Annotated in this window: 17 protein-coding genes; 11 read left to right on the plus strand and 6 right to left on the minus strand. The window is 71.0% G+C overall.

Features of this window, described 5'->3' with window-relative positions; translation table 11 throughout:
* The first annotated feature begins 32 nt into the window (after positions 1-32).
* From I2501_RS32550 to I2501_RS32570, 5 genes are all read left to right on the plus strand, one after another.
* Positions 33-662, plus strand: coding sequence for a DUF3887 domain-containing protein (locus I2501_RS32550; RefSeq protein WP_196197914.1), 630 nt, complete (start codon positions 33-35; stop codon positions 660-662).
* A 75-nt stretch (positions 663-737) separates the two neighbouring features.
* Positions 738-959 carry a hypothetical protein gene (locus I2501_RS32555; RefSeq protein ID WP_196197915.1) on the plus strand — a complete coding sequence of 74 codons (222 nt, stop codon included), beginning with the start codon at positions 738-740 and terminating at the stop codon, positions 957-959.
* Positions 960-1033: 74 nt separating this feature from the next.
* Positions 1034-1309 (plus strand): hypothetical protein, encoded by a 276-nt coding sequence (locus tag I2501_RS32560; RefSeq protein ID WP_196197916.1) that lies wholly within the window; start codon positions 1034-1036, stop codon positions 1307-1309.
* A gap of 318 nt (positions 1310-1627) precedes the next feature.
* On the plus strand, positions 1628-2890 hold the full coding sequence (locus tag I2501_RS32565; RefSeq protein ID WP_328806810.1) for an MFS transporter: 1263 nt from the start codon (positions 1628-1630) through the stop codon (positions 2888-2890).
* Positions 2890-4416, plus strand: coding sequence for an aromatic amino acid ammonia-lyase (locus I2501_RS32570; RefSeq protein WP_196197918.1), 1527 nt, complete (start codon positions 2890-2892; stop codon positions 4414-4416). The genes I2501_RS32565 and I2501_RS32570 overlap by 1 nt, the downstream gene beginning before the upstream one ends.
* Positions 4417-4448: 32 nt before the next feature.
* Here I2501_RS32570 and I2501_RS32575 read toward each other — a convergent pair whose 3' ends face one another.
* Positions 4449-5465: a LacI family DNA-binding transcriptional regulator gene (locus I2501_RS32575; RefSeq protein WP_196197919.1), complete on the minus strand. Its 1017-nt coding sequence runs from the start codon at positions 5463-5465 to the stop codon at positions 4449-4451.
* 271 nt (positions 5466-5736) lie between these two features.
* Here I2501_RS32575 and I2501_RS32580 point away from each other — a divergent pair, with 271 nt between their 5' ends.
* Both I2501_RS32580 and I2501_RS32585 read left to right on the plus strand, forming a co-directional pair.
* Positions 5737-7980, plus strand: coding sequence for a putative Ig domain-containing protein (locus I2501_RS32580; RefSeq protein ID WP_196197920.1), 2244 nt, complete (start codon positions 5737-5739; stop codon positions 7978-7980).
* Between the two features lie 157 nt (positions 7981-8137).
* The gene (locus I2501_RS32585; RefSeq protein WP_196197921.1) at positions 8138-9589 is read left to right on the plus strand and encodes an amidase; all 1452 of its coding nucleotides are present in this window, start codon (positions 8138-8140) and stop codon (positions 9587-9589) included.
* A 12-nt stretch (positions 9590-9601) separates the two neighbouring features.
* On the opposite strand, the gene I2501_RS32590 is transcribed toward I2501_RS32585, so the two are convergent.
* The 3 genes from I2501_RS32590 to I2501_RS32600 all read right to left on the minus strand — a co-directional run bounded on the left by I2501_RS32590 (position 9602) and on the right by I2501_RS32600 (position 12941).
* On the minus strand, positions 9602-10381 hold the full coding sequence (locus I2501_RS32590; RefSeq protein ID WP_328806811.1) for an SDR family oxidoreductase: 780 nt from the start codon (positions 10379-10381) through the stop codon (positions 9602-9604).
* A 98-nt stretch (positions 10382-10479) separates the two neighbouring features.
* Positions 10480-11637 carry a serine hydrolase domain-containing protein gene (locus I2501_RS32595; protein ID WP_196197923.1) on the minus strand — a complete coding sequence of 386 codons (1158 nt, stop codon included), beginning with the start codon at positions 11635-11637 and terminating at the stop codon, positions 10480-10482.
* A gap of 161 nt (positions 11638-11798) precedes the next feature.
* On the minus strand, positions 11799-12941 hold the full coding sequence (locus tag I2501_RS32600; protein ID WP_196197924.1) for a family 1 glycosylhydrolase: 1143 nt from the start codon (positions 12939-12941) through the stop codon (positions 11799-11801).
* Positions 12942-13082: 141 nt separating this feature from the next.
* On the opposite strand from I2501_RS32600, the gene I2501_RS32605 reads away from it, so the two are divergent.
* A complete protein-coding gene (locus I2501_RS32605) occupies positions 13083-13700 on the plus strand; it encodes a TetR/AcrR family transcriptional regulator (protein ID WP_196197925.1) in 618 nt (205 codons plus the stop codon).
* A 116-nt stretch (positions 13701-13816) separates the two neighbouring features.
* Complete coding sequence (locus tag I2501_RS32610) at positions 13817-14788, plus strand: aldo/keto reductase (protein WP_196197926.1); 972 nt, start codon at positions 13817-13819, stop codon at positions 14786-14788.
* Between the two features lie 114 nt (positions 14789-14902).
* Here I2501_RS32610 and I2501_RS32615 read toward each other — a convergent pair whose 3' ends face one another.
* Both I2501_RS32615 and I2501_RS32620 read right to left on the minus strand, forming a co-directional pair.
* Complete coding sequence (locus tag I2501_RS32615; protein WP_196197927.1) at positions 14903-17698, minus strand: molybdopterin-dependent oxidoreductase; 2796 nt, start codon at positions 17696-17698, stop codon at positions 14903-14905.
* On the minus strand, positions 17695-18519 hold the full coding sequence (locus I2501_RS32620; RefSeq protein ID WP_196197928.1) for an FAD binding domain-containing protein: 825 nt from the start codon (positions 18517-18519) through the stop codon (positions 17695-17697). The genes I2501_RS32615 and I2501_RS32620 overlap by 4 nt, the downstream gene beginning before the upstream one ends.
* Before the next feature lie 326 nt (positions 18520-18845).
* On the opposite strand from I2501_RS32620, the gene I2501_RS32625 reads away from it, so the two are divergent.
* Entirely contained in the window at positions 18846-19976 is a 1131-nt protein-coding gene (locus I2501_RS32625) for an NHL repeat-containing protein (protein WP_328806813.1), read from the plus strand.
* 249 nt (positions 19977-20225) lie between these two features.
* Complete coding sequence (locus I2501_RS32630) at positions 20226-21218, plus strand: phospholipase D-like domain-containing protein (RefSeq protein WP_196197929.1); 993 nt, start codon at positions 20226-20228, stop codon at positions 21216-21218.
* The last annotated feature ends 52 nt before the right edge of the window (positions 21219-21270 follow it).

The raw sequence follows: 21270 nt of genomic DNA on the forward strand, positions 1-21270 counted from the left end.
ACAGGCGGGCTGCGTAAAGGAATCCTTGACACGTGACCGATTCGCCGACATCTCTCGCCGGCCTAGCTGCCCGTCTCACCGAGCAGGCCTCCGCCTTGGCCGGGTCGATCGGCAGCCCGCTGGCTCAGCCGTCCTACCTCGACCTCGTGCGACTCGCCGAGGACGTCGACGGGTTGGCGGAGCAGGTGCTGAAGCTGTGCGTGCAGCAGAGCCGGGATGCCGGACACACCTGGCAGGAGATCGGGGACCTGCTCGGCGTCACCCGCCAGGCCGCGTTCCAGCGGTTCGGCAAGCCCATCGACCCGAGAACGGGAGAACCCATGGACAAGACCGTGCACATGGCCGACGCCGCCGCCCGCGCCACCGAGATCGCGGCCGCCGTCCTCGACGGACGCATGGACGAAGCCCGCCAGTCGTTCAACGCCGAGGTGCTGGCGGCGTTCACCGACGAGGTCCGCCTGAGCGGTCTGGCGACGGTCGCCGGTCTCGTCGGCGCGTTCGAGGGCTTCGGCGAGGGTGAGCCGTTCGTCCGCCGTATCGGCGACCACACGGTCGTCGACATCCCGCTGCGCTACGAGGCCGGGGACATGAAGGCCCGCGTGGCGTTCGACGCGGACGAGAAGGTCGGCGGCATCTTCATCCTCACCCCCGAGACCCCGTGACCCCGTAATTCCTCCGATCACACCGGACGACGCGGTCGCGGTAGTCGGCATCATCACCGAAATGGGGCAGGAGCCATGGGGTCGTACCTCACCACGCTGATTCCGTTGGCGTTCCTTCTCGCGTCCGTGGGCTGGGTCTACCAGGACGCCTCGCTCCGCACCAGACGGGGAACGCCCGTCTACTTCTCGGCAGGATCGATCGAGGTGAGCAAGCCGGCCACCTGGGCTCTCGGCTGCCTGTGCTTGTGGCTCATCTTCATGCCGCTCTACCTCACGTGCCGCCGACCGGGCAACTGACCGGCACCGTGGCTGCCTGAAATCGGGACGGTCCATGGCTGCGGGGGCGTGCTGCGGGGAATGGATTGAGCAGGGTGCGTGCCATCCACGCCGTGGTCATCTGTGACCCGTTCGACCGACACGCGGGGGGAACCGTGCTCGGCAAGGCCTTCCACCTCCTGAACGCCGTCTTCGACGCTTGGTTCTTCCTCTGGATCGGCCGCGCCATCCTCCGCCGCGACGAGGCGGTGTTGTGGCTCTCCTTCAAGCCTCGCGCCCAGCAGCGACGCATGCCGGCCTGGTGGCCCTGGCTCATCGCTGCCCTGGCTCTGGTTGCCGCGGTGGCTAACCTCGTGGGCGCGCTGGCCTGAGCGTCCTCGCGGGCCGTTCTCGCGCCCGTCCGTCGATCACCTCTGTGATCCGGGTGTTCATCCTCCTGTGTCGGAAGGCTTGACCAGTCTTTGCTTAAGCGCTTCACTGAAACGCATCAGTGAAGCGCATCAGTGACCTGCTGGTGGAGGGGCTTGCCGTCTCGCGGACCGCCGACACGGCGCTCCGACCGCTGCTGCGTGCGCGCAATCATCTGTGCCGGGAGGCGCTTTGTGACGACCGAAGCCATACCGCAGGACCGCACGGCGGCGAAGGCGGCGAGAGCACCCAAGGAACGTCTGACGAGGTTTCACATCCGGGTGACCGCAACGACGTTCGGTGCGAACTTCTCCGACGGTTACGCGCTGGGGATCATCGGAGCCGTCCTGCCGGTCCTGTCCACCTCGATGCACCTGAGCGGTGTCTGGCAGGGACTGCTCGGCTCCTCCGCGCTGATCGGGCTCTTCTTCGGCAGCGTGATCCTGGGGCGCGTGGCTGACGCGATCGGGCGCCAGAAGCTCTACCTGTACAACTTCGTCCTGATCATGCTCGCCTCCGCTGGACAGTTCTGGGCGCACGGCCCGTGGAGCCTGTTCGCCCTGCGTCTGCTGATCGGCTTCGGACTGGGCGCCGACTACGCGGTCGGCCCGACCCTCCTCGCCGAGTTCTCCCCGCAGCGCCTGCGTGGCCTGCTGCTCGGATCGCTCACCGTCCTGTGGACCGTCGGGTACGTGCTGGCCAACATCCTCGGCACCTACATCTCCCTCGACGACGGCTCGGCCCGGCTGCTGCTGGCCAGCGGAGCGCTGCCGGCGGCCCTGGTCCTGGTCCTGCGGATCGGCACCCCGGAGTCGCCGAGCTGGCTGGCCAGCCGGGGCAGGACCGACGAGGCGGACGAGATCCGGCGCCGCTACCTCGGGCAGGAACCGGAGGCCCGCTCCGCGCAGGACCAGCCCGCCGCGGCAGAGGCCACGCCGAGGTACACCGCACTGTTCGCCCGTGGTCAGCGTCGCAACACCTGGTTCGGCGCCATCTTCTACAGCGCCCAGGTGCTGCCGTACTTCGCGATCTACACCTTCATGTCGACGATCCTCGCCTCGCTCCACGTCTCGGACGCGAACACGCAGAACACCGTCCTCAACCTGTTCCTGCTGCTCGGCGGCGTCGTCGGGCTGTGGCCGGTGCAGCGTATGGGTCGGCGGCCGTTCACCATCGGGACCTTCGCCGTGCTGACCGTCTGCCTCGGGGCGATGGCCGTGCTGAACAACGCATCCGGCCTCGTGCTGATGGTGCCGTTCGTGGTCTACACGTTCGTGATGTCGGCCGCGTCCAACATCACGCAGGTCTACCCGCCCGAGCTCTTCCCGACCGCGCTGCGCGGGGCCGGTGTCGGCTTCCTGAACGGTGCGAGCCGGGTCGCGTCCGCGGTCGGGACGTTCGTCCTGCCGATCAGCCTGGACCAGCTCGGGGCCGGTTGGTCGATGGCGTGGCTGGCCGGAGTGCTGTTGCTGGGGACCCTGGTCAGCATCGCCTGGGCGCCCGAGACCAAGAACCTGGTGACGACGGAAGGCTGGCACCACTGATGACGGCCCCCCACCCTGACGCCCTGTGCCTCGACGGCGCCTCGCTCACCGCAGCACAGGTGACCTCGCTGGCCAGGGCCCCGCGGCCGGTCCACCTGGATCCGCAGGCCAGGGCGCGCGTGACCGCAGCCCGTGCGGCGGCGATCGAGGCCGCGTCGCGGCGCCCGGTCTACGGGCACTCCACCGGGGTCGGCGCCAACCGCACCACCACGCTCGACGAGGAGGGCACCCGCGCGTTCGGCCTGCGCCTGCTGCGCAGTCACGCAGGTGGCATCGGCCCCCTCGTCCCGGTCGAGCAGAGCCGGGCCATGCTGGCGGTGCGCCTCAACCAGCTCCTGGGCGCGGGATCCGCCATCGACGGAGCCGTCGTCGACGCACTCGCCCAGGCGCTCACCGACGGCCACGTCCCGGAAGTCCACGCCCTCGGTTCGCTCGGCACCGCCGACCTGACCGCGTTGGCTGAACTCGGCCTCACCCTCGTCGGCGAGCAGCCCTGGCATCCCGGCGCCGGCCTCGGCGCGCCGCCGAGGCCGCTCGCGCTGACCTCGTGGGACGCGCTGCCGCTGCTCTCCAGCAGCGCGCTGACCATCGGTCAGGCGGCTCTTGCCGCCACCGATCTGCGTACCCTGCTGGACCGCCTCCCGCTCGTCGCGGCCCTGTCGCTCACCGCCGTGCGCGGCTCCTTGGAGCCGTATGCCGAGGCCGTCCACGCCCGCCGCCCGCACCCGGGCGGGCAGGACGTGGCCGCGCGCATGCGCCTCCTGTTGCCCCGACCCGACTGGAGGCCCGCGCTGGTGCAGGACCCCTTCGGATTCCGCTGCCTGCCCCAGGTCCACGGCGCCGCCATGGACGCCTGGGCCGCCCTCGACCGCGTGCTCGCGGTGGAGCTCAACGCCAGCGCCGAGAACCCGCTCTTCGACGGCAGCGACTACTACCACCACGGAGGTTTCCACCAAGCCCCGTTGGCCCTCGCCGCGGACCAGATGCGGTTGGCCCTCCTCGGCACCGCTCAGCTCACCACCGCCCGGCAAGGTGCGCTCAACGAACCGGGCTTCACCGGCCTGCCCGCGTTCCTGGCCGAGGCCGACAACGGCAGCAGCGGCGTGATGATCACCGAAGTCGCCGCGCACAGCGCCCTCGCCGAACTTCGGGGAGCAGCACAGCCGGTGACCCTCGGACACACGGTGATCTCACGGGGCGTCGAGGAACACGCCAGCTTCGCCGCGACAGCGGCCCGCCGCCTGGCCGAGGCGGTGGACCACTTCCGTCTCGTCCTGGCTTGCGAACTCGTCGCCGCCGTACGGGCCCTGCGCATGCAGGGCCGGACCGCGCCGGGCGAGGGCGAGCTGGCCCAGTTCCACCAGGCGGCGGCAGCCGTCCTGACGCCCGACCTCGCCGACCACAAACTCACCGGCGACGTCCATACGGCGGCGGCTCTGCTCAAGTCCCCGGACCTCGACCTCGACCTTGCCATCGCAGCTCCGGCCATGGCGTCCGGGTTCGACGAGCTCGACGAACTGGTCTGAACCGTCGAGCCGGGGCGCTGGCCTGACCCGTATCAAGGAGCCGAGTTGCGCGGTCCCGCGATCGAGCCGCGCAACTGCACCGTCGGCGGCAGCACCTTGCGCCGACTGTGCTTGCCCTGCTCGATGGCCTTGACGGTGCGCTCGACGACGAGGTCCAGCAGCTCCTCCACGGGCCAGCGGTAGCTGGACAGCGGCGGGGTCAGCAACCGCGACAGGGGCTGGTCGTCGTAGCCGAGCACGGACACGTCGTCGGGCACCGCCAGGCCGAGGTCCCGCGCGGCGGCGTAGACCCCGTAGGCCATCGAATCGCCGAGGCAGAGGAAGGCGGTCGGGCGGTCGGGCTTGGTGAGTACCGTGCGCGCCACGGCAGTTGCGCCGTCCAGGTCGTAGGGCGAGGTGTGCACGGTCACCGCCAGCCCCAGTTCGTCCGCCACCCGGTGCACCACGCCTTCGGCAGGCCGGTCCGGGGTGCCCGGCAGGCCCGGCGTCACGACCGCGACCGCGTGGTGGCCCGCCGAGGCGAGGCGGCCGAGTGCGTCGGTGACCCCGAGATCGTTGTCGAAGACCACCTCGGCCGCCGTGGCCGCTCCGGGGAGGCCGTCGCCGACGGAGATCAGTACCGTCTGCTCGGCGATCTGCCGCCAGTGCGCGGCGGCCGGGTCGACGGGCAGGACGATCAGCGCGTCCACCCGCTGGGCCGCCAGGCGCGAGGCCAACTGGGCTTCCAACTCCGGGTCGTTGGAGGAGTCCACGATCAGGGCGTGCCGACCGGTGGCCAGCAGCCTGCGGCCGAGCGCGGCCGCCAGCCCCTGCTGCCACACGTCGGTCAGCGACTCGCACAGCACCCCGACCGTGTCGGTGCGGCCCGAGGCCAGCGCTCTGGCGATCGGGTCGACCCGGTACCCGAGCCGATCGGCCGCCTCGCGCACGCGCTGCTGGGTCTCCGGCGGCACCTGCACGCCGCGCAGGGCATAGGACACCGCGGCGGGGGAGAGGCCGGTCTCCTCCGCGATGTCGCGCAAGGTGACACGTCGCTGACGATTGGACACGCCATCAGTCTATGAGCTTCCGGATCGGCCCGGCGCACCTCGGTCGGGCCCCGCGGCCTGCCCTGGGCTCGTCGTGCCACGGCGGTGCGCTTGTTGACGTTCGGTCATGTCGCCGATAGCTGGCGGGAACATGCCATGCGTTGGCATGTTCCCGCCCTTTCGGCATCCTTCCTCCACTCCGAGTGGTGGCATGAACATGCGGGAGTCCCGTGTCGGCCGGTGCAGGAACTGGCCGACGCCCACCGGTACCGCCTCGCATGTCAGGAGAGACATGTCCGGACTGGCTCGCAAAGGACCCTCGCTCGTCATCGGTGCCCTGGCCGCGGCGGTGGCGTTAGCCGCCCCCGCGTTCGCCACCGCCGATCCGGCAGCCGACCCGGCCGCCGCGCACGGCCGTGCGGCTGCGGCTCACGCTGCCGCTCCGACGCTCGCCCAGGTGAGCAGCGATCCGTACACCGACGCCCAGGCGCAGCACGCCACGGAGGTGGAGCCGGACACCTTCAGCTCCGGCAGCACCGTCGTGTCGGCCTTCCAGGTCGGCCGCGTGTCCAGCGGCGGCGCGTCCAACATCGGTTGGGCCACCTCCGGTGACGGCGGCAAGACCTGGACGCACGGCTACATGCCCGGCACCACCGCCAACACCGGCGGGCCCTACGCCACGACCAGCGACGCGTCGGTGGCCTACGACGCCAAGGACGGCGTCTGGATGGTCTCCTGGCTGGGCATCACCTCCGGCAACAACGTCGACGTGATGCTCAGCCGTTCCACCGACGGCGGCCTGACCTGGGGCAACCCCGTTGCCGTGTCGACCGGGGCGTCGTACGACAAGAACTGGACCGTCTGCGACGACCACGCGTCCAGTCCGTACTACGGCCACTGCTACACCGAGTACGACGACGCGGGTGCGGGCGACATCGAGCACATGCGCACCTCGACCGACGGCGGCCAGACCTGGGGCGCCGAGCTGGGCCCGTCCGACAACCCCAGCGGGCTCGGCGGCCAGCCGGTCGTGCAGCCGAGCGGGACCGTCATCGTGCCGTTCTCCTCGGCCAGTTCGAACGCCGAGGACGCCTTCACCTCCAGCGACGGCGGCGCCAGCTGGGGCGCGAGCGTGCAGATCGCCACCGTCTCGCACCACACCGTGTCCGGGTTGGACGACGAGGCCGCCTCGTCCGACATCGCCAAGCAGACGTCCCCGCACGACACCCTGCGCGAGAGCCCGCTCCCGTCCGCGGCGATCGACGCGTCCGGCAAGGTCTACACGGTGTGGTCGGACTGCACCTTCCGCAGCGGCTGCAGCAGCAACGACATCGTCATGTCGACCTCCACCGACGGCACTTCGTGGAGCGCACCGGTGCGGGTGCCGATCGACGCGGTGTCCAGCACCGCCGACCACTTCACCCCGGGCATCGGCATCGACCCCACCAGCGCGGGCAGCACCGCCAGGATCGGCCTGACGTACTACTACTACCCGAACGCCAACTGCACGGACACCACCTGCCAGCTCGACGCGGGCTACGTCTCCTCCACCGACGGCGGCACCACCTGGACCGCCCCGGTCCAGCTGGCCGGACCGATGACGCTGGCCTGGCTGCCGAACACCGACCAGGGCCGGATGTTCGGCGACTACATCGCCACCTCCGTCCTCGCCGGAGGCAACGCGGTCACCGTCATCCCGGTCGCCCAGGCCCCCAGCGGCAGCACCTTCAGCATGGCGATGGACGCGCCCGTCGGAGGGCTGCCCGTCGGCGGCTCGGCCACAGGCAACACGGTCACCGTCAGCAACCCCGGCAGCCAGACCTCGACGGTCGGGAGCGCCGTGTCGTTGCAGGTCAGCGGCACGGACTCGGGCGGCGCGGCGCTGACGTACACGGCCGCCGGTCTTCCGGCGGGTCTGAGTATCTCGTCCACCGGCCTGATCTCGGGCACGCCGACCACGGCAGGCACCTCCACCGTGACCGTGACCGCGACCGACAGCACCGGCGCGAGCGGAAGCGCGACCTTCAGCTGGACCGTCAACTCGACGACCGGCGGCGGCTGCACCAAGCCGGGCCAGTTGCTCGCCAACCCGGGCTTCGAGACCGGGACCGCCGCGCCGTGGAGCATGACGTCGGGCGTGCTGAACAACGACACCGTCGACGAGCCCGCCCACTCGGGCAACTGGGACGCGTGGCTGGACGGTTACGGTGCCGCGCACACGGACACCGTCTCCCAGAGCGTGGCGATCCCGTCCGGGTGCAGTGCCGCCTTCACCTTCTGGCTGCACGTCGACAGCGGCAGGACCGGCACCACCGCCGTCGACACGCTCAAGGTCCAGGTCCTGAACAGCTCCGGCACCGTGCTCTCCACGTTGGCGACCTACTCGAACCTGAACGCGGGCAACGGGTACACGCAGGACTCGTTCAACGTGAACAGCTACGCCGGTCAGACTGTCACCCTCAAGTTCACCGGCGTCGAGAAGGCCGGGGCGCAGACCAGCTTCGTGCTCGACGACACCGCGCTGAACGCCTCCTGAACCGACCCACAGAACGGTGATCCACCCGTTCCACCGAGGGCTCCCCGGGTACGTACCGGGGAGCCCTCAGCCGTGCAGGAGCCCCGACGTACCGCGTAACTCCGTTGCGCGGATCGGTATTTCGTGGCCGTCTTCGGACGCCGGTACGTTCGGGTCCATGGAGTGGAATGAGCGGACAGCTGAGGAACTTGCGGCGGCCATGCGGGCCGGCGACGTGAGTTCGGTGGAACTGACCGACGCGGCGATCGCCCGGATCGAGCGTGACGACAAAGCGATCAACGCGATCTGCGTACCGGACTTCGACCGGGCGCGGGCCGCCGCGCGCGACGCCGACCAGGCGCGTGCCCGCGGCGAGGACCGCCCGTTGCTCGGCATCCCGGTGACGGTGAAGGAGTCCTACAACATCGCCGGACTGCCCACGAGCTGGGGCATCCCGCAGTACCGCGACTTCGTGCCGGCCGAGGACGCGGTGCAGGTTGCGCGACTCAAGGCGGCCGGCGCGGTGGTGCTCGGCAAGACGAACGTGCCGCTGGGACTGCACGACGTGCAGAGCTACAACGAGATCTACGGCACCACCAACAACCCGTGGGACCACGGCCGCACGCCGGGCGGATCCTCCGGCGGGTCCGCGGCGGCGCTGGCGGCCGGATTCGGTGCGCTGTCCATCGGCTCCGACATCGCGGGGTCGTTGCGCACCCCGGCGCACTTCTGCGGTGTGTACGCGCACAAGCCGACACTCGGGCTGGCGGCGGCGCGCGGCATGGTCCCACCGGACGCCCCGGCCCTGCCGGCCGAGCACGACCTCGCCGTCGTCGGCCCGATGGCGCGCTCGGCGCGGGACCTGACGCTCCTGCTCGACGTCATGGCCGGACCGGATCCGCTGACTTACGGACTCGCGCACCAGGTGGCGTTGCCGCCTGCGCGCCACGAACGGCTGGGCGACTTCCGGGTCCTGGTCCTGGACGAGCATCCGCTCGTCGCCACCGGGTCCGCGGTGCGGGCCGGCGTGAACCGGGTGGCCGACGCGCTGGTCGACGCGGGCGCCCGCGTCGAACGGCAGAGTCCGCTGCTGCCCGACCTGACCGAAGCGGCGCTGCTCTACGCGCAGTTGCTGTTCTCCAGCGTGGCCACGCGCTTTCCCGCCGAGCTGCTGGAGGAGTTGCGTGTCCGCGCCGCGGCGCTCGACGCGGACGACCGGAGTCTGGACGCGGCGCGGCTGCGCGGCATGGTGGCCAGCCACCGCGACTGGATCCAGGTGAACCACCGTCGCGAGCTCCACCGCCACGGCTGGCGGGGCTTCTTCGCCGAGTTCGACGCCGTGGTGTGCCCGGTCACGCCCACACCCGCGTTCCCGCACGACCACCACCCCGATCCGGGGGAGCGCCGGATCGATGTCGACGGCGTGGCACACCCGTACCTGGACCAGCTGGTCTGGGCCGGCGTGGCGACCATGCCGGGCCTGCCCGCCACCGCCGTACCGGCAGGCCGCTCCGCGGAGGGCCTGCCGGTGGGCGTGCAGCTCATCGGTCCGATGTTCGAGGACCGCACCCCGCTGCGGCTGGCCGAGCTGCTGGAGCAGCGGATCGGCGGCTACCAGGCCCCGAGGTAGGCGTCCTGCGGATCACCCGGGCATGATCGGGCCGAGGTAGGTCCCGCCGGAGGCGTCGATGGTCTGGCCGGTCACCCAGCGGCCCTGGGGACCGGCCAGGAAGCCCACCACGTCCGCGACGTCCGCCGGCTCGCCGATCCGTCCGAGCGCGGTGATCGACTCAAGTCCGGCCATCGCCTCGGGGGCACCGGTCCACTCGGAGGTCATGTCGGTCAGCACCACCCCGGGTTCGACGGTGTTGACGGTGATCCCGCGCCGCCCCAGCTCGTTGGCGAGCGACGGGCTGAGGGCGGCCAGCGCCGCCTTGCTGACGGTGTAGCCGATCTGGAGCGGATTGGCGATCCGGGTCGCCGCCGAGCCCACGTTGATGATCCGTCCCCCGTCCCGCAGCAACGGCAGCGCCCGCTGGACGACGAACACCGGCGTGCTCACGTTCACCGCCAGCAACCGCTGGAACTCGCTCTCGGTGAGCTGCCCGATCGAACTGACCGAGTGGATACCCGCGTTGTTGACGAGGACGTCCAGGCCGCCCGCCTCTTGGTCGGCCAGCCCGGTGGCGAGCCCGTCGAAGAGCTGGTCGACCGCGCCGCTCTGGCCGAACGTGGCCTGCACCGCGAACGCCCGGCCGCCGGCCTTGTCGATCAGCGCCACGGTCTCCGCTGCGGCCGCGTCGTTGCCGCCGTAGTGGACCGCGACCAGCGCCCCCTCGGCGGCGAGCCGCAAGGCGATCGCGCGCCCGATCCCGCGCGACCCGCCCGTTACTAGCGCGGTCCTGCCGTTCAGTTCCCCCACGATCGGTTCTCCCCTCCGTATTGCCCTGGACGATTCCAGGACGGACCCCCAGTACATACGAATGAGTGGACCGATCGGACGGTTTTCGCCCTTCGTCGTCAGGAATCCGCGTGCAGCAGGGCGCAGGTGAAGTCCTCCTCGACCGCTCGCAGCTTGGCGAAGACGACCGGGCTTCTGGACGGGGTGATCTGGGCGTTCACCGAGAACGTCATGGAACGGCTGCCGTCCGGTGTGGCGACGGCGAGTTGGGTGTATCCCGGCGTGTTCCCGGTGTGGCCGTAGACCACGCCGCAGCGGGTGGTGTAGCGGAAGATCGCCAGTCCGGCCTCGTTGCGGCCGGGCCCGGGCGGCTCGGAGCTCCCGTCGACGAACATCCGCTGCTGCCGACGGACCGACGGCGAGACCAGGCGCCCGCCCGCGTAGGCGGCGATGAAGGTCACGAGGTCCCGTGGCGTCGAGACGACGCCGCCGGAGGCCCAGACGCCGGAGTTGCCGAACAGGGTGCTGACGTCCTCCGGCCCGGTCGCCGTCACCGCGTAGCCGTGCAGGTAGGGCTTCGGCAGGGTGAAGCCGGACGGCAGGCTGGTGTCGTAGAGGTCGAGCGGGTCGTCGACCAGCTGGTACAGCAGCGTCTCGTACCGCTGGTGCGTCACCGCCTCGGCCATCAGCGCCACCGCGATGTTGTCGGAGTTCGAGTACGCATAGTGGCTGCCGGGAGTGAAGTCCAAAGGCTTGTCGGCCACGAAGTCCAGCAGGCGACGTGAGTCGAAGCGGTGGTGCGGATCCTTCATCAGGATGTTCCCGAATGCCGGCGCCCGGCTGAAGTCCGGCAATCCGCTGGTGTGTTGCAGCAGCTGGCGCAACGTCACCCGGCCCCAGTCGGCGGGGAGATCCGGCAGACGCTTCGCGATCGTGTCGTCGAGGCCCAGCAGCCCGCGGCTGACCAGGCGCAGCGCCACCGCGCCGCTGAACGCCTTCGCGACGCTCGCGACCCTCATGTGGTCGTCCAGCCGGGGCCGTCGCCCGGTCTCCACATCCCCGAGACCGGCGCGGACGACGACGGTCCGTCCGTCGCTGCGGAGCACGACGATGGCCCCGGGCGGGCCGCCGGCTTCGTGGACCAGCTCGTCCAACAACCCTTGCAGGTGTCGATCTGCTCCGGGCGACTCGGCGTGGGCGGGCGCAGCTGCCGGAAGGGCGACAGCGAGGGCCGTCATGGCGGCGATCACGACGGAGCGCTTTGCGGTGACCGGCATGGGACTCCTGCCGTCGGAGGGACCGGGGTTGGGCTCTCAACGTCACCAGGGACGAAGCCGACAAAACATCCGCGCGGTTGGATCACCCGGCTGCGGTTCCCGTTCAGTGCCTGGCCTGACGCCGTGTCGCGTGCGCATCGCGCAGCACGGCGTCGCCCGTGTCAGTCGACGGGCTTCCGCGGCGTCGGGACTGCCGGTTCGTGGACGTGGTGACTGCTCGGGAGTCTGCGGCTGCGGGCGATGCCGCCGAGCCAGGCTGCCGAGGGCTTGGGGACGCGCCGATGGGACCAGCGGTCGACGGCGATCAGTCCGGATGCGGGGTGGCACGGGGTGCGCGGGTGGGCGTCCAGCGCGCTGTGGTGGAGATAGCCACGGACGTCGAGCCCGCCGGCCAGAGCCTTGGCCACGTCGTCGAGGCCGGCGGCGGTGTACGCGACGCGCAGCGTGTCGTCGTCGGTGGCGATGCCGTGCGCGGTGACGAACAGCGGCAGGTCGCCGACCACGTCGGCGATCCGGCGGAGCGCCCGGCCCAGGGTTCCCGCGTGTCGCGCGTGGCCCGTGGGTCTGCGGGTGGGGGTCTGGACGCCGATCCAGTCGTCGCCGTGGGCCGCTTCGAGGAAGACGTCCGCACGCGTGTCCCGCCCACTGTCGGCGATGCAGTCCGGGCCGGGCCCCGACGACTGGGGTTCACCCGCGACCGACCAGCCCACCTGTACGTGCGAGCCCGACGCCTTGATCGCCTGGACGGCCCGGCGGTGCGCCCGGACGAGGCCGTCGGCCACCCGTGGGTCGGTCGGCCGCAGCCGGTCTTTGCGCCCCTGAGCGGCGGCGGGCCCCGGACGAGCCCGTGCGTCGAGTGCGGCGGCGATGTCCGGTCCGCTGATGGTGCACACGTGCCGCACGCCGATGCCCACGGCGCGCGTGGCGAGCGCCGCGTAGCGCGCGAAGAGGTCGGCGGCGTCGGGTGCGCTCCAGCCGCCTCGTTCGGCGAACCAGGTGGGGATGCTGTGGCGTTGGAGCACGACCAGTGGGCGCAGCCCTTGGTCGAGTGCAGCGTCGACCAGACGGCGGTAGCCGTCGAGCGCGGAAAGCGAGAACCGGCCCGGTGCGGTCTCGACCCGCGCCCAGTCGACGCCGAGGCGGCAGCCGCCGAAACCGAGCTCGGCGAGCAGACCCGCGTCCTCCCGCCAGCGGTGGTGGCCGTCGGCGGCCGTGCGGCAGCCGCCGTCGGTGGCACGCACCGGGCCGGTGGCGCCGAACAGGAAGTCGTGGGGGAGAGGCACGCCGGGGGCGGAGGAGAACATCGCGGTCACTTCCGGGAGGGGGTGGGGTCGGGAGACAGCGCGTCTCCTGCCAGGGTACTCGAAAACAGATGAGCTATCTGTTTTCGGGCCGTCCGGTTTTCGGGCGGTCCGATGGACAGCGGAGCTGGCTACAGTGCTGCTGTGAGCACCGGCAGGCCCCGTGGCCCCTATGCGAAGACCGCTGCTAGGCGGAAGGTGATCCTCGACGCGGCGCTCGCCGCCTACGCCGAGGCGGGCAGCCGAGCCGTGTCGATCAAGGACATCGCCGACCGGGCGGGGCTCAGCTACGCGGGCGTGCTCCATCACTTCGGCAGCCGGGAGGCGCTGCTCACCGCCGTCCTCGAGGCCCGCGACGCGGCGGCTGCGGAGACCTACGGCGAAGAGGCCGCGCTGTGGCGTACCGACATGCTCGCCGCCAACCGGGAGACGCCGGGACTGGTCAAGCTCTTCGTCGACCTGGTCGCTGCCGGGGCCGAGCCCGGCCATCCCGCGCACGGGTTCTTCGTCGAGCGCTACCGGACACTGCGTCGTCGCCTCAGCCGCGCGCTGGCCGGCAGGCCTCCTGCCGACGAGAGACCCGCGCCGACCGGTGACCCGGACCCGGAGTGGGCGGCCCGCGTCCTGCTCGCCGCCACGGACGGGCTACAGGTCCAGTGGCTGCTCGACCCCGCCTCCACCGACATCCCGGACGACATCGCCCGGCTACGGGACGTCCTCCTCGACGCGCTGGACCGGGCCGCCGCGCCGGACCGCGACTGACGACGGCGCGCGCCACGAGCTCGCGACGTTCGCCACTGCCCCGGGCGGACAGCGGGTAGCGTTCACCCGAGCCGGGTCGGCCTCCTGGGCGCCGACTCAGTAGGAGGAGGACGACCATGCGCTACACCCGACTTGGGACCACCGGCCTGGAGGTCTCACGGATCTGCGTCGGCTGCATGAGCTTCGGCGAGGCGAACCGTGGCAACCACACGTGGACCCTTGCCGAGGAGCCCAGCAGGGAGATCATCCGCGCGGCGCTCGACGCCGGGATCAACTTCTTCGACACGGCCAACGTCTACTCGGACGGCTCCAGCGAGGAGATCGTCGGACGGGCCCTCACGGACTTCGTCCCGCGCGAGGAGGTCGTGATCGCCACCAAGGTGCACGGCCGGATGCGCCCTGGACCGAACGGCGCCGGGCTGTCACGCCGCGCGATCCTCGCCGAGATCGACAACAGCCTGCGCAGGCTCGGAACGGACTACGTCGACCTCTACCAGATCCACCGGTGGGACCGTCACACGCCCATCGAGGAGACCATGGAGGCGCTGCACGACGTGGTGAAGGCGGGGAAGGCCCGCTACATCGGGGCCTCGTCCATGTACGCGTGGCAGTTCGCCAAGGCCCAGTTCACCGCCGAGCGCAACGGCTGGACGCGGTTCGTCTCGATGCAGAACCACTACAACCTGCTCTACCGCGAGGAGGAGCGCGAGATGCTGCCGCTCTGCGCGGACCAGGGCGTGGGCTCGATCCCGTGGAGCCCGCTGGCCCGAGGGCGGCTGACCCGCCCCTGGGACGCGTCGACCGCGCGCTCCGAGACCGACGAGTTCGGCAAGAGCCTCTACCTGGAGAGCGACCGGACGATCGTCGAGCGGGTGCAGGAGATCGCGGCCAAGCGCGGGGTGCCCGCCGCACAGGTCGCGCTGGCCTGGGTGCTGCGCAACCCGGTGGTCTCCGCGCCGATCGTGGGGGCGACCCGGCTGATGCATCTTCAGGACGCGATCGCCGCAGTGGACCTGGACCTCGACGACGCGGAGGCGGACCTGCTGGAGGAGGCCTACGCGCCGCACGCCACGGCGGGCTTCGCGTAGGCGCTCCGGCTCGTCCCGCGACGTGTCCTGACGACGCGTGCCGACGACGTGCACCGGCGACGGACACCGGCGACGCGCACCGGCGACGCGTCCTGACGGTGCGTCCGCCTCCGCTCAACCTGCCCGGCCGACCGGCCGGGCAGCAGCGCGCCGGTGCGCGTCGAGTGCCTTCCAGACGTGGTCGCGCAGGAACGGGGCCTCGGTGAAGCGGATTCCGGTGGCGTCGCGCAGGGCGTTGGCGAAGGCGGGCGGGACGGGGTTGAACGGGCTCTCGCTCATGGACTTGGCGCCGAGCGGGCCGATCGCGTCGGAGGTCTCGGTGAAGTGGACCTCGGTGCGCGGCACGTCCGCGTAGGCGGGCAGGCGGTAGCGGCGGAAGGCCGCGGTGGTGACCTGGCCGCGCTCGTCCACCAGGACGCGTTCGAAGAGCGTCGCGCCCAGCGCCTGGGCGACGCCGCCCTCGACCTGGCCACGGCACTGAAGGGGGTTCATGACCTTGCCCGCGTCGGCGCCGTGGACGCTGCGCAGGATCTTGATCTCGCCGCTGTCCGGGTCGACGGCGACACGGAACCACTGCGAGTTGAACGCCACCGAGCGGGGGGAACCGCCCCAGTGCCCGTCGGCCTTCAGCTCGACGCCCTTGCCGCGGGCGGCCTCGAAGATCTCCTTGAGCGTCACGATCCGGCCGTCGCACTCGACCGCGTCGGCGGTCAGCCGCAGCAGGCTCCGGGGGGTGCGGGCGTACTCGGCGGTGAAGGAGAGGATCTGCTCGGCGAGCGCGTTGGCGGCCTTCATCACGGCCTTGCCGGCCACGACCGTTCCCGCCGATCCGAAGGCGCCGGTGTCGTGCTTGACGACGTCGGTGTCGGACTGGCGGATGGCGATGCGGTCCACGGTGGTGCCGAGCGCGCCGGCGGTGATCTGCTTGTGGACGGTGGTGGTGCCGTTGCCGAACTCGGCGGTGCCGACCGCGATGTCGTAGGTGCCGTCCTCCAGCAGCTTCACGGTGGCGTCGGCGAAGTGGCCGCCGGGCGGGCCGGTGGCGATAGCGGACATCGCGAATCCTTGCCCCACCAGCCAGCCCTTTGGGGCCAGTTCGGCGCTGCGGTCGTCGGCGAGCGCGTTGCGCACCACGCCGAGGCACTGGTCCAGGCCGTAGGAGGCGATGTGCAGGTCCTCCTCCTCGCCGCAGGGTCCCTCCATGTGCTCGCCGGGGCCGATCACGTTCTTCTCGCGCAGGACGAGCGGATCGACGTCCAGGAGCCGGGCGAGTTCGTCCATCGCCGACTCCAGCGCGAAGGTGACCTGGCCCAGGCCGTAGCCGCGGAACGCGCCCGCGGGCACGCCGTTGGTGTAGACCGAGTACGCGTTCACCTTCTTGTTCGGGGCCTTGTAGACGCCCATCGACTCGCCGACGCTGTGGAACATCACGGCAGGGCCGTGGTTGCCGTACGCGCCGGTGTTGGCGACCACGCGGAACTGAAGCGCCGTCAGGGTGCCGTCGCGCTTCGCGCCGACCTTCACCGTGACCTTGAACGGGTGCCGGGTGGTGGCGCCGTAGAACTGCTCGGGGCGGGTGAACTCCAGCTTGACCGGCCGGTGCAGCTTCAGCGCGGCCAGGACCGCGATGTCCTCGGTGAGCATCTCCTGCTTGCCGCCGAAGCCGCCGCCGACCCGCCCGGCGATCACGCGTACCTTCTCCATCGGCAGGTCGTACAGGTCGCACAACGCGCGCCGGGTCAGGAACGGCACCTGCGTGCTGGAGCGCACCACGAGGCGCTCCTCGCGACCGCTCACAGCGCCGTCCTCGCCCTCCTCGGTGCTCTCCTCGAAGTAGGCGACGCAGCCGTGGGTCTCCAGGCTGGCGTGCTGGACCCGCTGGGTCTGGAAGGTCTCCTCGTAGACCACGTCCGCGTCGGCGAAGCCCTGCTCGACGTCGCCCATCTCGCCGTGCACCTCGCCGCAGACGTTGTTCTCGGCGCGGAAGATGCGCGACTCCGGTCCCTTGGGGTGGATCACCGGAGCGCCGGGCAGCATGGCCTCCTCGGGGTCGATGACGTACGGGAGTTGCTCGTACTCCACGACGACCTGCCGACAGCCCTCCTCGGCGGCGCCCTCGCTGTCGGCGACCACGGCGGCCACCCGCTGTCCGACGAAGCGGACCACGTCGTCCAGCACACGGGTGTCGGCGGGGTCCTCGGTGGGGTGCTCGTGCCGGGCCGAGGAGTACAGCTTGTCGGGCGCGTCGTGGTGGGTGAGGACGGCGTGGACGCCGGGGACGCGCAGCGCGGCGGAGGTGTCGATGGACACGATCCGGGAGTGGGGGTGCGGGGAGCGCAGCAGCTTCATGTGCAGCAGCCCCTCGACCTCCAGGTCGAAGGTGTAGCGCGCGGTCCCGGACACCACCTGCGGCCCGGCGGGCGCACCGAGACTACGGCCGACGGCCTGGCCCGCCTCCGGCCGCTCGGTGTGCTTGACGCCGCAGATCGCGTCCTGGATGGCCCGGTACCCGGTACAGCGGCACAGGTTGCCCTTGAGCGCGCGCGGCAGATCCGCGCGCTTGTCCTCGTCGAAGCCCGCCGCCGTGGTCGTCATCAGGAAGCCGGCCGTGCAGAAGCCGCACTGGAAGCCCTGGGCGTCGAGGAACTGCTGCTGCATCGGGTGCAGTTCACCGTCCTTGGCGAGCCCCTCGACGGTGGTGACCGACCGTCCCTCGGCACGCAGCGCCGGGTAGAGGCAGCTGTGCACGGGATCCCCGTCCACCTGGACGGTGCACGCCCCGCAGTCGCCGCCGTCGCAGCCCTTCTTCACCCCGAACCAGCCGCGCTCGCGCAGGTAGGTGCGCAGGCACTGGCCGGCCCTCGGCTCGGCGTCGAAGTCCTCGCCGTTGACGCGGATGGAGAAGCTCATCTCCCGTCCTCCTGGAGCAGTTCGCGGCGGATCTCCTCCGCGAAACGAAAGGTCATGTGCCGCCGCCACTCGGGCAGGCCGTGGATGTCGTCGTAGAACTCGTCCGGCCGGATGCCGTATTCGAGGGCTTCGTGGAGCGCGGCGGCGTTGGGCGGCAGCGGGAAGCGGAACTGGATCGGTCGGACCGTGGAGGCGGTGACCGTCAGCGCCAGCTCGCCGTCGATCGGGTCACGGGTGCCGACGAGCAACGCGCCGGAGCGGCCGAGGCCGTACAGGGACGCCTGCCGGAACGCGGTACGGCGGGCCAGTGCCCGCGTCGGCACGGTGATCGAGCGCAGCAGCTCGCCGGGTTCCAGGACCTTGACCCCGGCGCCCACGACGAAGTCCGCGACCGGCACCTGACGCTTGGAACCGGACTGGGACTGCAGCTCGCAGACGCCGTCCAGGCCGGCGGTGAGGGAGATCATCGGCCCGGCCGGCAGCCCGTTGCACAGGTTGCCGCCCACCGTGGCCATGTTCCAGATCTTCCACGAGGCCAGAAACGCCCGACAGCACTGCTCGAACAGCGGCGCCGCCGCCCAGTCCGCGCCCTGGGCGAAGCGCGACAGCTCGGCGATCGTGCACGTCGCGGCGATCTCCAGGTCCCCGGCCGCCGTCAGCCGGACCGGCTCCCAGCCCATCCGGCTCAGATCGACCAGTCGGCGGATGTGCGGCTGCGGCTCGGAGAACAGGTACGTGCCGCCCCCGAGCCAGGCGTCACCGGGGCGCCACATGTCGCGACTCCTCGCGTCGCGCATCTCCACCACCGTGTTCAGGTCCACGCCTCGTCACCGTCCTCGACTGTTCGACACGGCGATTGAAGCAATCGCTGACCAGGCGGAACGAGTGGGTGGGTCTACCAACGGGGCCTGCCCGAACTGGGTGATTAACCAGCGCATGTACATGCCTGGTCGGCGGGCCAGGCAGCGTCGGGAGCGACCATCAACGCGGCGGTGCGGGCCTGTCGCAACCGCGCCCCGGCTGCCATCCGGCTGGTTTCCGGGTCGTCCGGTGCGCGTCAGCGCAGCGGGGTGCGATCAGCTGCTTAGCGTGACATCCGAGTCGCCCGCGACCGCCGGGGACCGCAGGATGTCACGGAGGGAAGCTCGTGAAACACGGAAGACGTGCGGGTCTGACCGCACTCACCGCACTGACCGGTCTGGCGGCCACCGCCGCCTTCGCCCTGCCCGCGCAGGCCGCCCACGGACCGTTCGTCGGTCCCCTGAACACGGTGCGCACCATCGCCTCGACCGTCCCCGGCAACGGCGACGTCAACCCCTACGGCACCGCCCTGGTCGAGCACAGCGAGGGCGACCTGCGCGGGGGCGACGTCCTGGTCAGCAACTTCAACAACAGCGGCAACAAGCAGGGCACCGGCACGACGCTGGTCCAGGTCAACCCGCACGGCGAGGCCGACCTGTTCTCGCAGATCGACCCGAACAACCTGCCCGGCCCGTGCCCCGGCGGCGTCGGGCTGACCACCGCCCTGTCCGTCCTGCCCGGCGGCTGGGTCGTCGTCGGCAGCCTCCCGACCACCGACGGCACCGCCGCCACCGCGAAGGCCGGCTGCCTGCTCGTGCTGGACAAGCACGGCAACCTGCGCGAGACCATCTCCGGCCACGGCATCAACGGCCCGTGGGACATGACCGCGGCCCCCCACGGCGACACCACCGACCTGTTCGTCACCAACGTCCTCAACGGCACCGTCCGGGCCAACGGCAAGGTCGTCCACCGCGGCACCGTGCTGCGCCTGACCCTGTGCACCCAGGACAAGGACCAGGCCCCGACCCTGCTGTCCAGCACGGTGATCGGCTCCGGCTTCGCCGAGCGCACCGACCCCAACGCGCTTGTGATCGGGCCCACCGGCGTCGGCCTCGGCCGCGACGACACCCTGTACGTCGCCGACACCCTCGGCAACCGCGTCACCGCGATCCCGCACGCCTCCACCCGCCGCAGCTCCGACGGCACTGGACGCGTCGTCACCTCCGGTGGGGCGCTGAACGGTCCGCTCGGTCTGGCGATCGCCCCGGACGACGAGATCCTCACCGTGAACAGCGGCGACGGGAACCTCGTCGACACCGCTGCATACGGCCGTCAGCTCGCCGTCCGCACCCTCGACAGGAGCGGCAGCCCGGCCGGCGCCGGCGCCCTCTTCGGCCTCGCCGTCGACCGGGACCACCACAAGGTCTACTTCGTCGACGACGCCACCAACCAGCTCGACGTCCTCGAACGTCCCTGACCCCCCTGAGCCCGTCCTGTTGGCCCGGAGGCCTCGGCCTCCGGGCCGACGTGCGTGGCGGTGTCGAGCTGAGGACGGTGACCTACCTGCGACGTGAACGCCGCGGCTCACCCGCCTGACCATTCATGGCATGTTCACGCTTAATTCTGGAATGCAGGGCCTCCCCGCGTCTTCCGGGCGTGCTTCGCTGACACAGCGCGATCCAACTGCCCCTGGCCGCAAGGCCGTCACGCACTGTGGGAGGCACACATGTCAGGAACGAGCCGAAGGCTGTCCATACCCGGAGCCGCCCTGCTGGCGTGCGCCACCGCGTTCGGGATCTCCGCTGCTCCCGCCCACGCGTCCGCGACCTACTCGGCGTTCGCCTTCTCCCTCGGGAGCAGTGAGCCGACGATCTACTCGTTCATCAACTCGGCCACCAGCACGCTCGACATGACCATGTACGAGCTGAACGACACCACCGCGGTCAACGACCTCATCGCGCGCGAGCAGGCCGGGGTCAAGGTCCGGGTCATCCTGGACGAGCGGGAGAAGTCGACCAACTCCTCGGCCTACTCCAAGCTGAAGGCCGCCGGTGTGGGCGTGGTCTACTCGTCGACCACCTACTACTACACCCACCAGAAGACCATCACGGTCAACGGCACGGAGTCGCTGATCCTGACGGGCAACCTCACCTCCGAGTACTACCCGACCAGTCGCGACTACGGCGTGTTCGACAACGACGTGAACGACGTCGCGGCCGTCGAGAAGGTCTTCAACGCCGACTACGCCCACACCGCCGTCACCCCCGGCGACGGCGACAACCTGCTCTGGTCCCCGACCGACTCCCAGACCCGGCTGCTGTCCGTGATCAACGGCGCGACCAAGACGCTGGACGTCGAGGAGGAGGAGTTCAGCGACACCGCCGTGGTCAATGCCATCACCGCACGGGCCAAGGCCGGCGTGAAGGTCCGCGTCGTACTGGAAACCCCGGCCGACTACTCCTCCGAGGTTTCCGCGGTGCAGGCCGCGGGCGGCACCGTCGTGGGCTACTCGTCCAGCACCGGCTTCTACGTCCATGCAAAGGCGATTGTCGCCGACTACGGCCTGCCCACGATGAAGGTGGAGGCGGGCTCGATGAACGTGACCAGCAACTCCCTTCAGAACAACCGCGAGTTGGGCGTCATCCTCACCGACTCCGGCGTGGCCTCCGTCATCGAGACCACCTTCGCGGGCGATTACTCCGGCGGCACCCCGGCCTGAGCGTCCGCGCGGCACCGTTCGGCCTGAGGGCAGGCCCGGCCGCGCCGGGCCT

This window comes from Streptacidiphilus fuscans (assembly GCF_015690355.1).
GTDB lineage: Bacteria > Actinomycetota > Actinomycetes > Streptomycetales > Streptomycetaceae > Streptacidiphilus > Streptacidiphilus fuscans.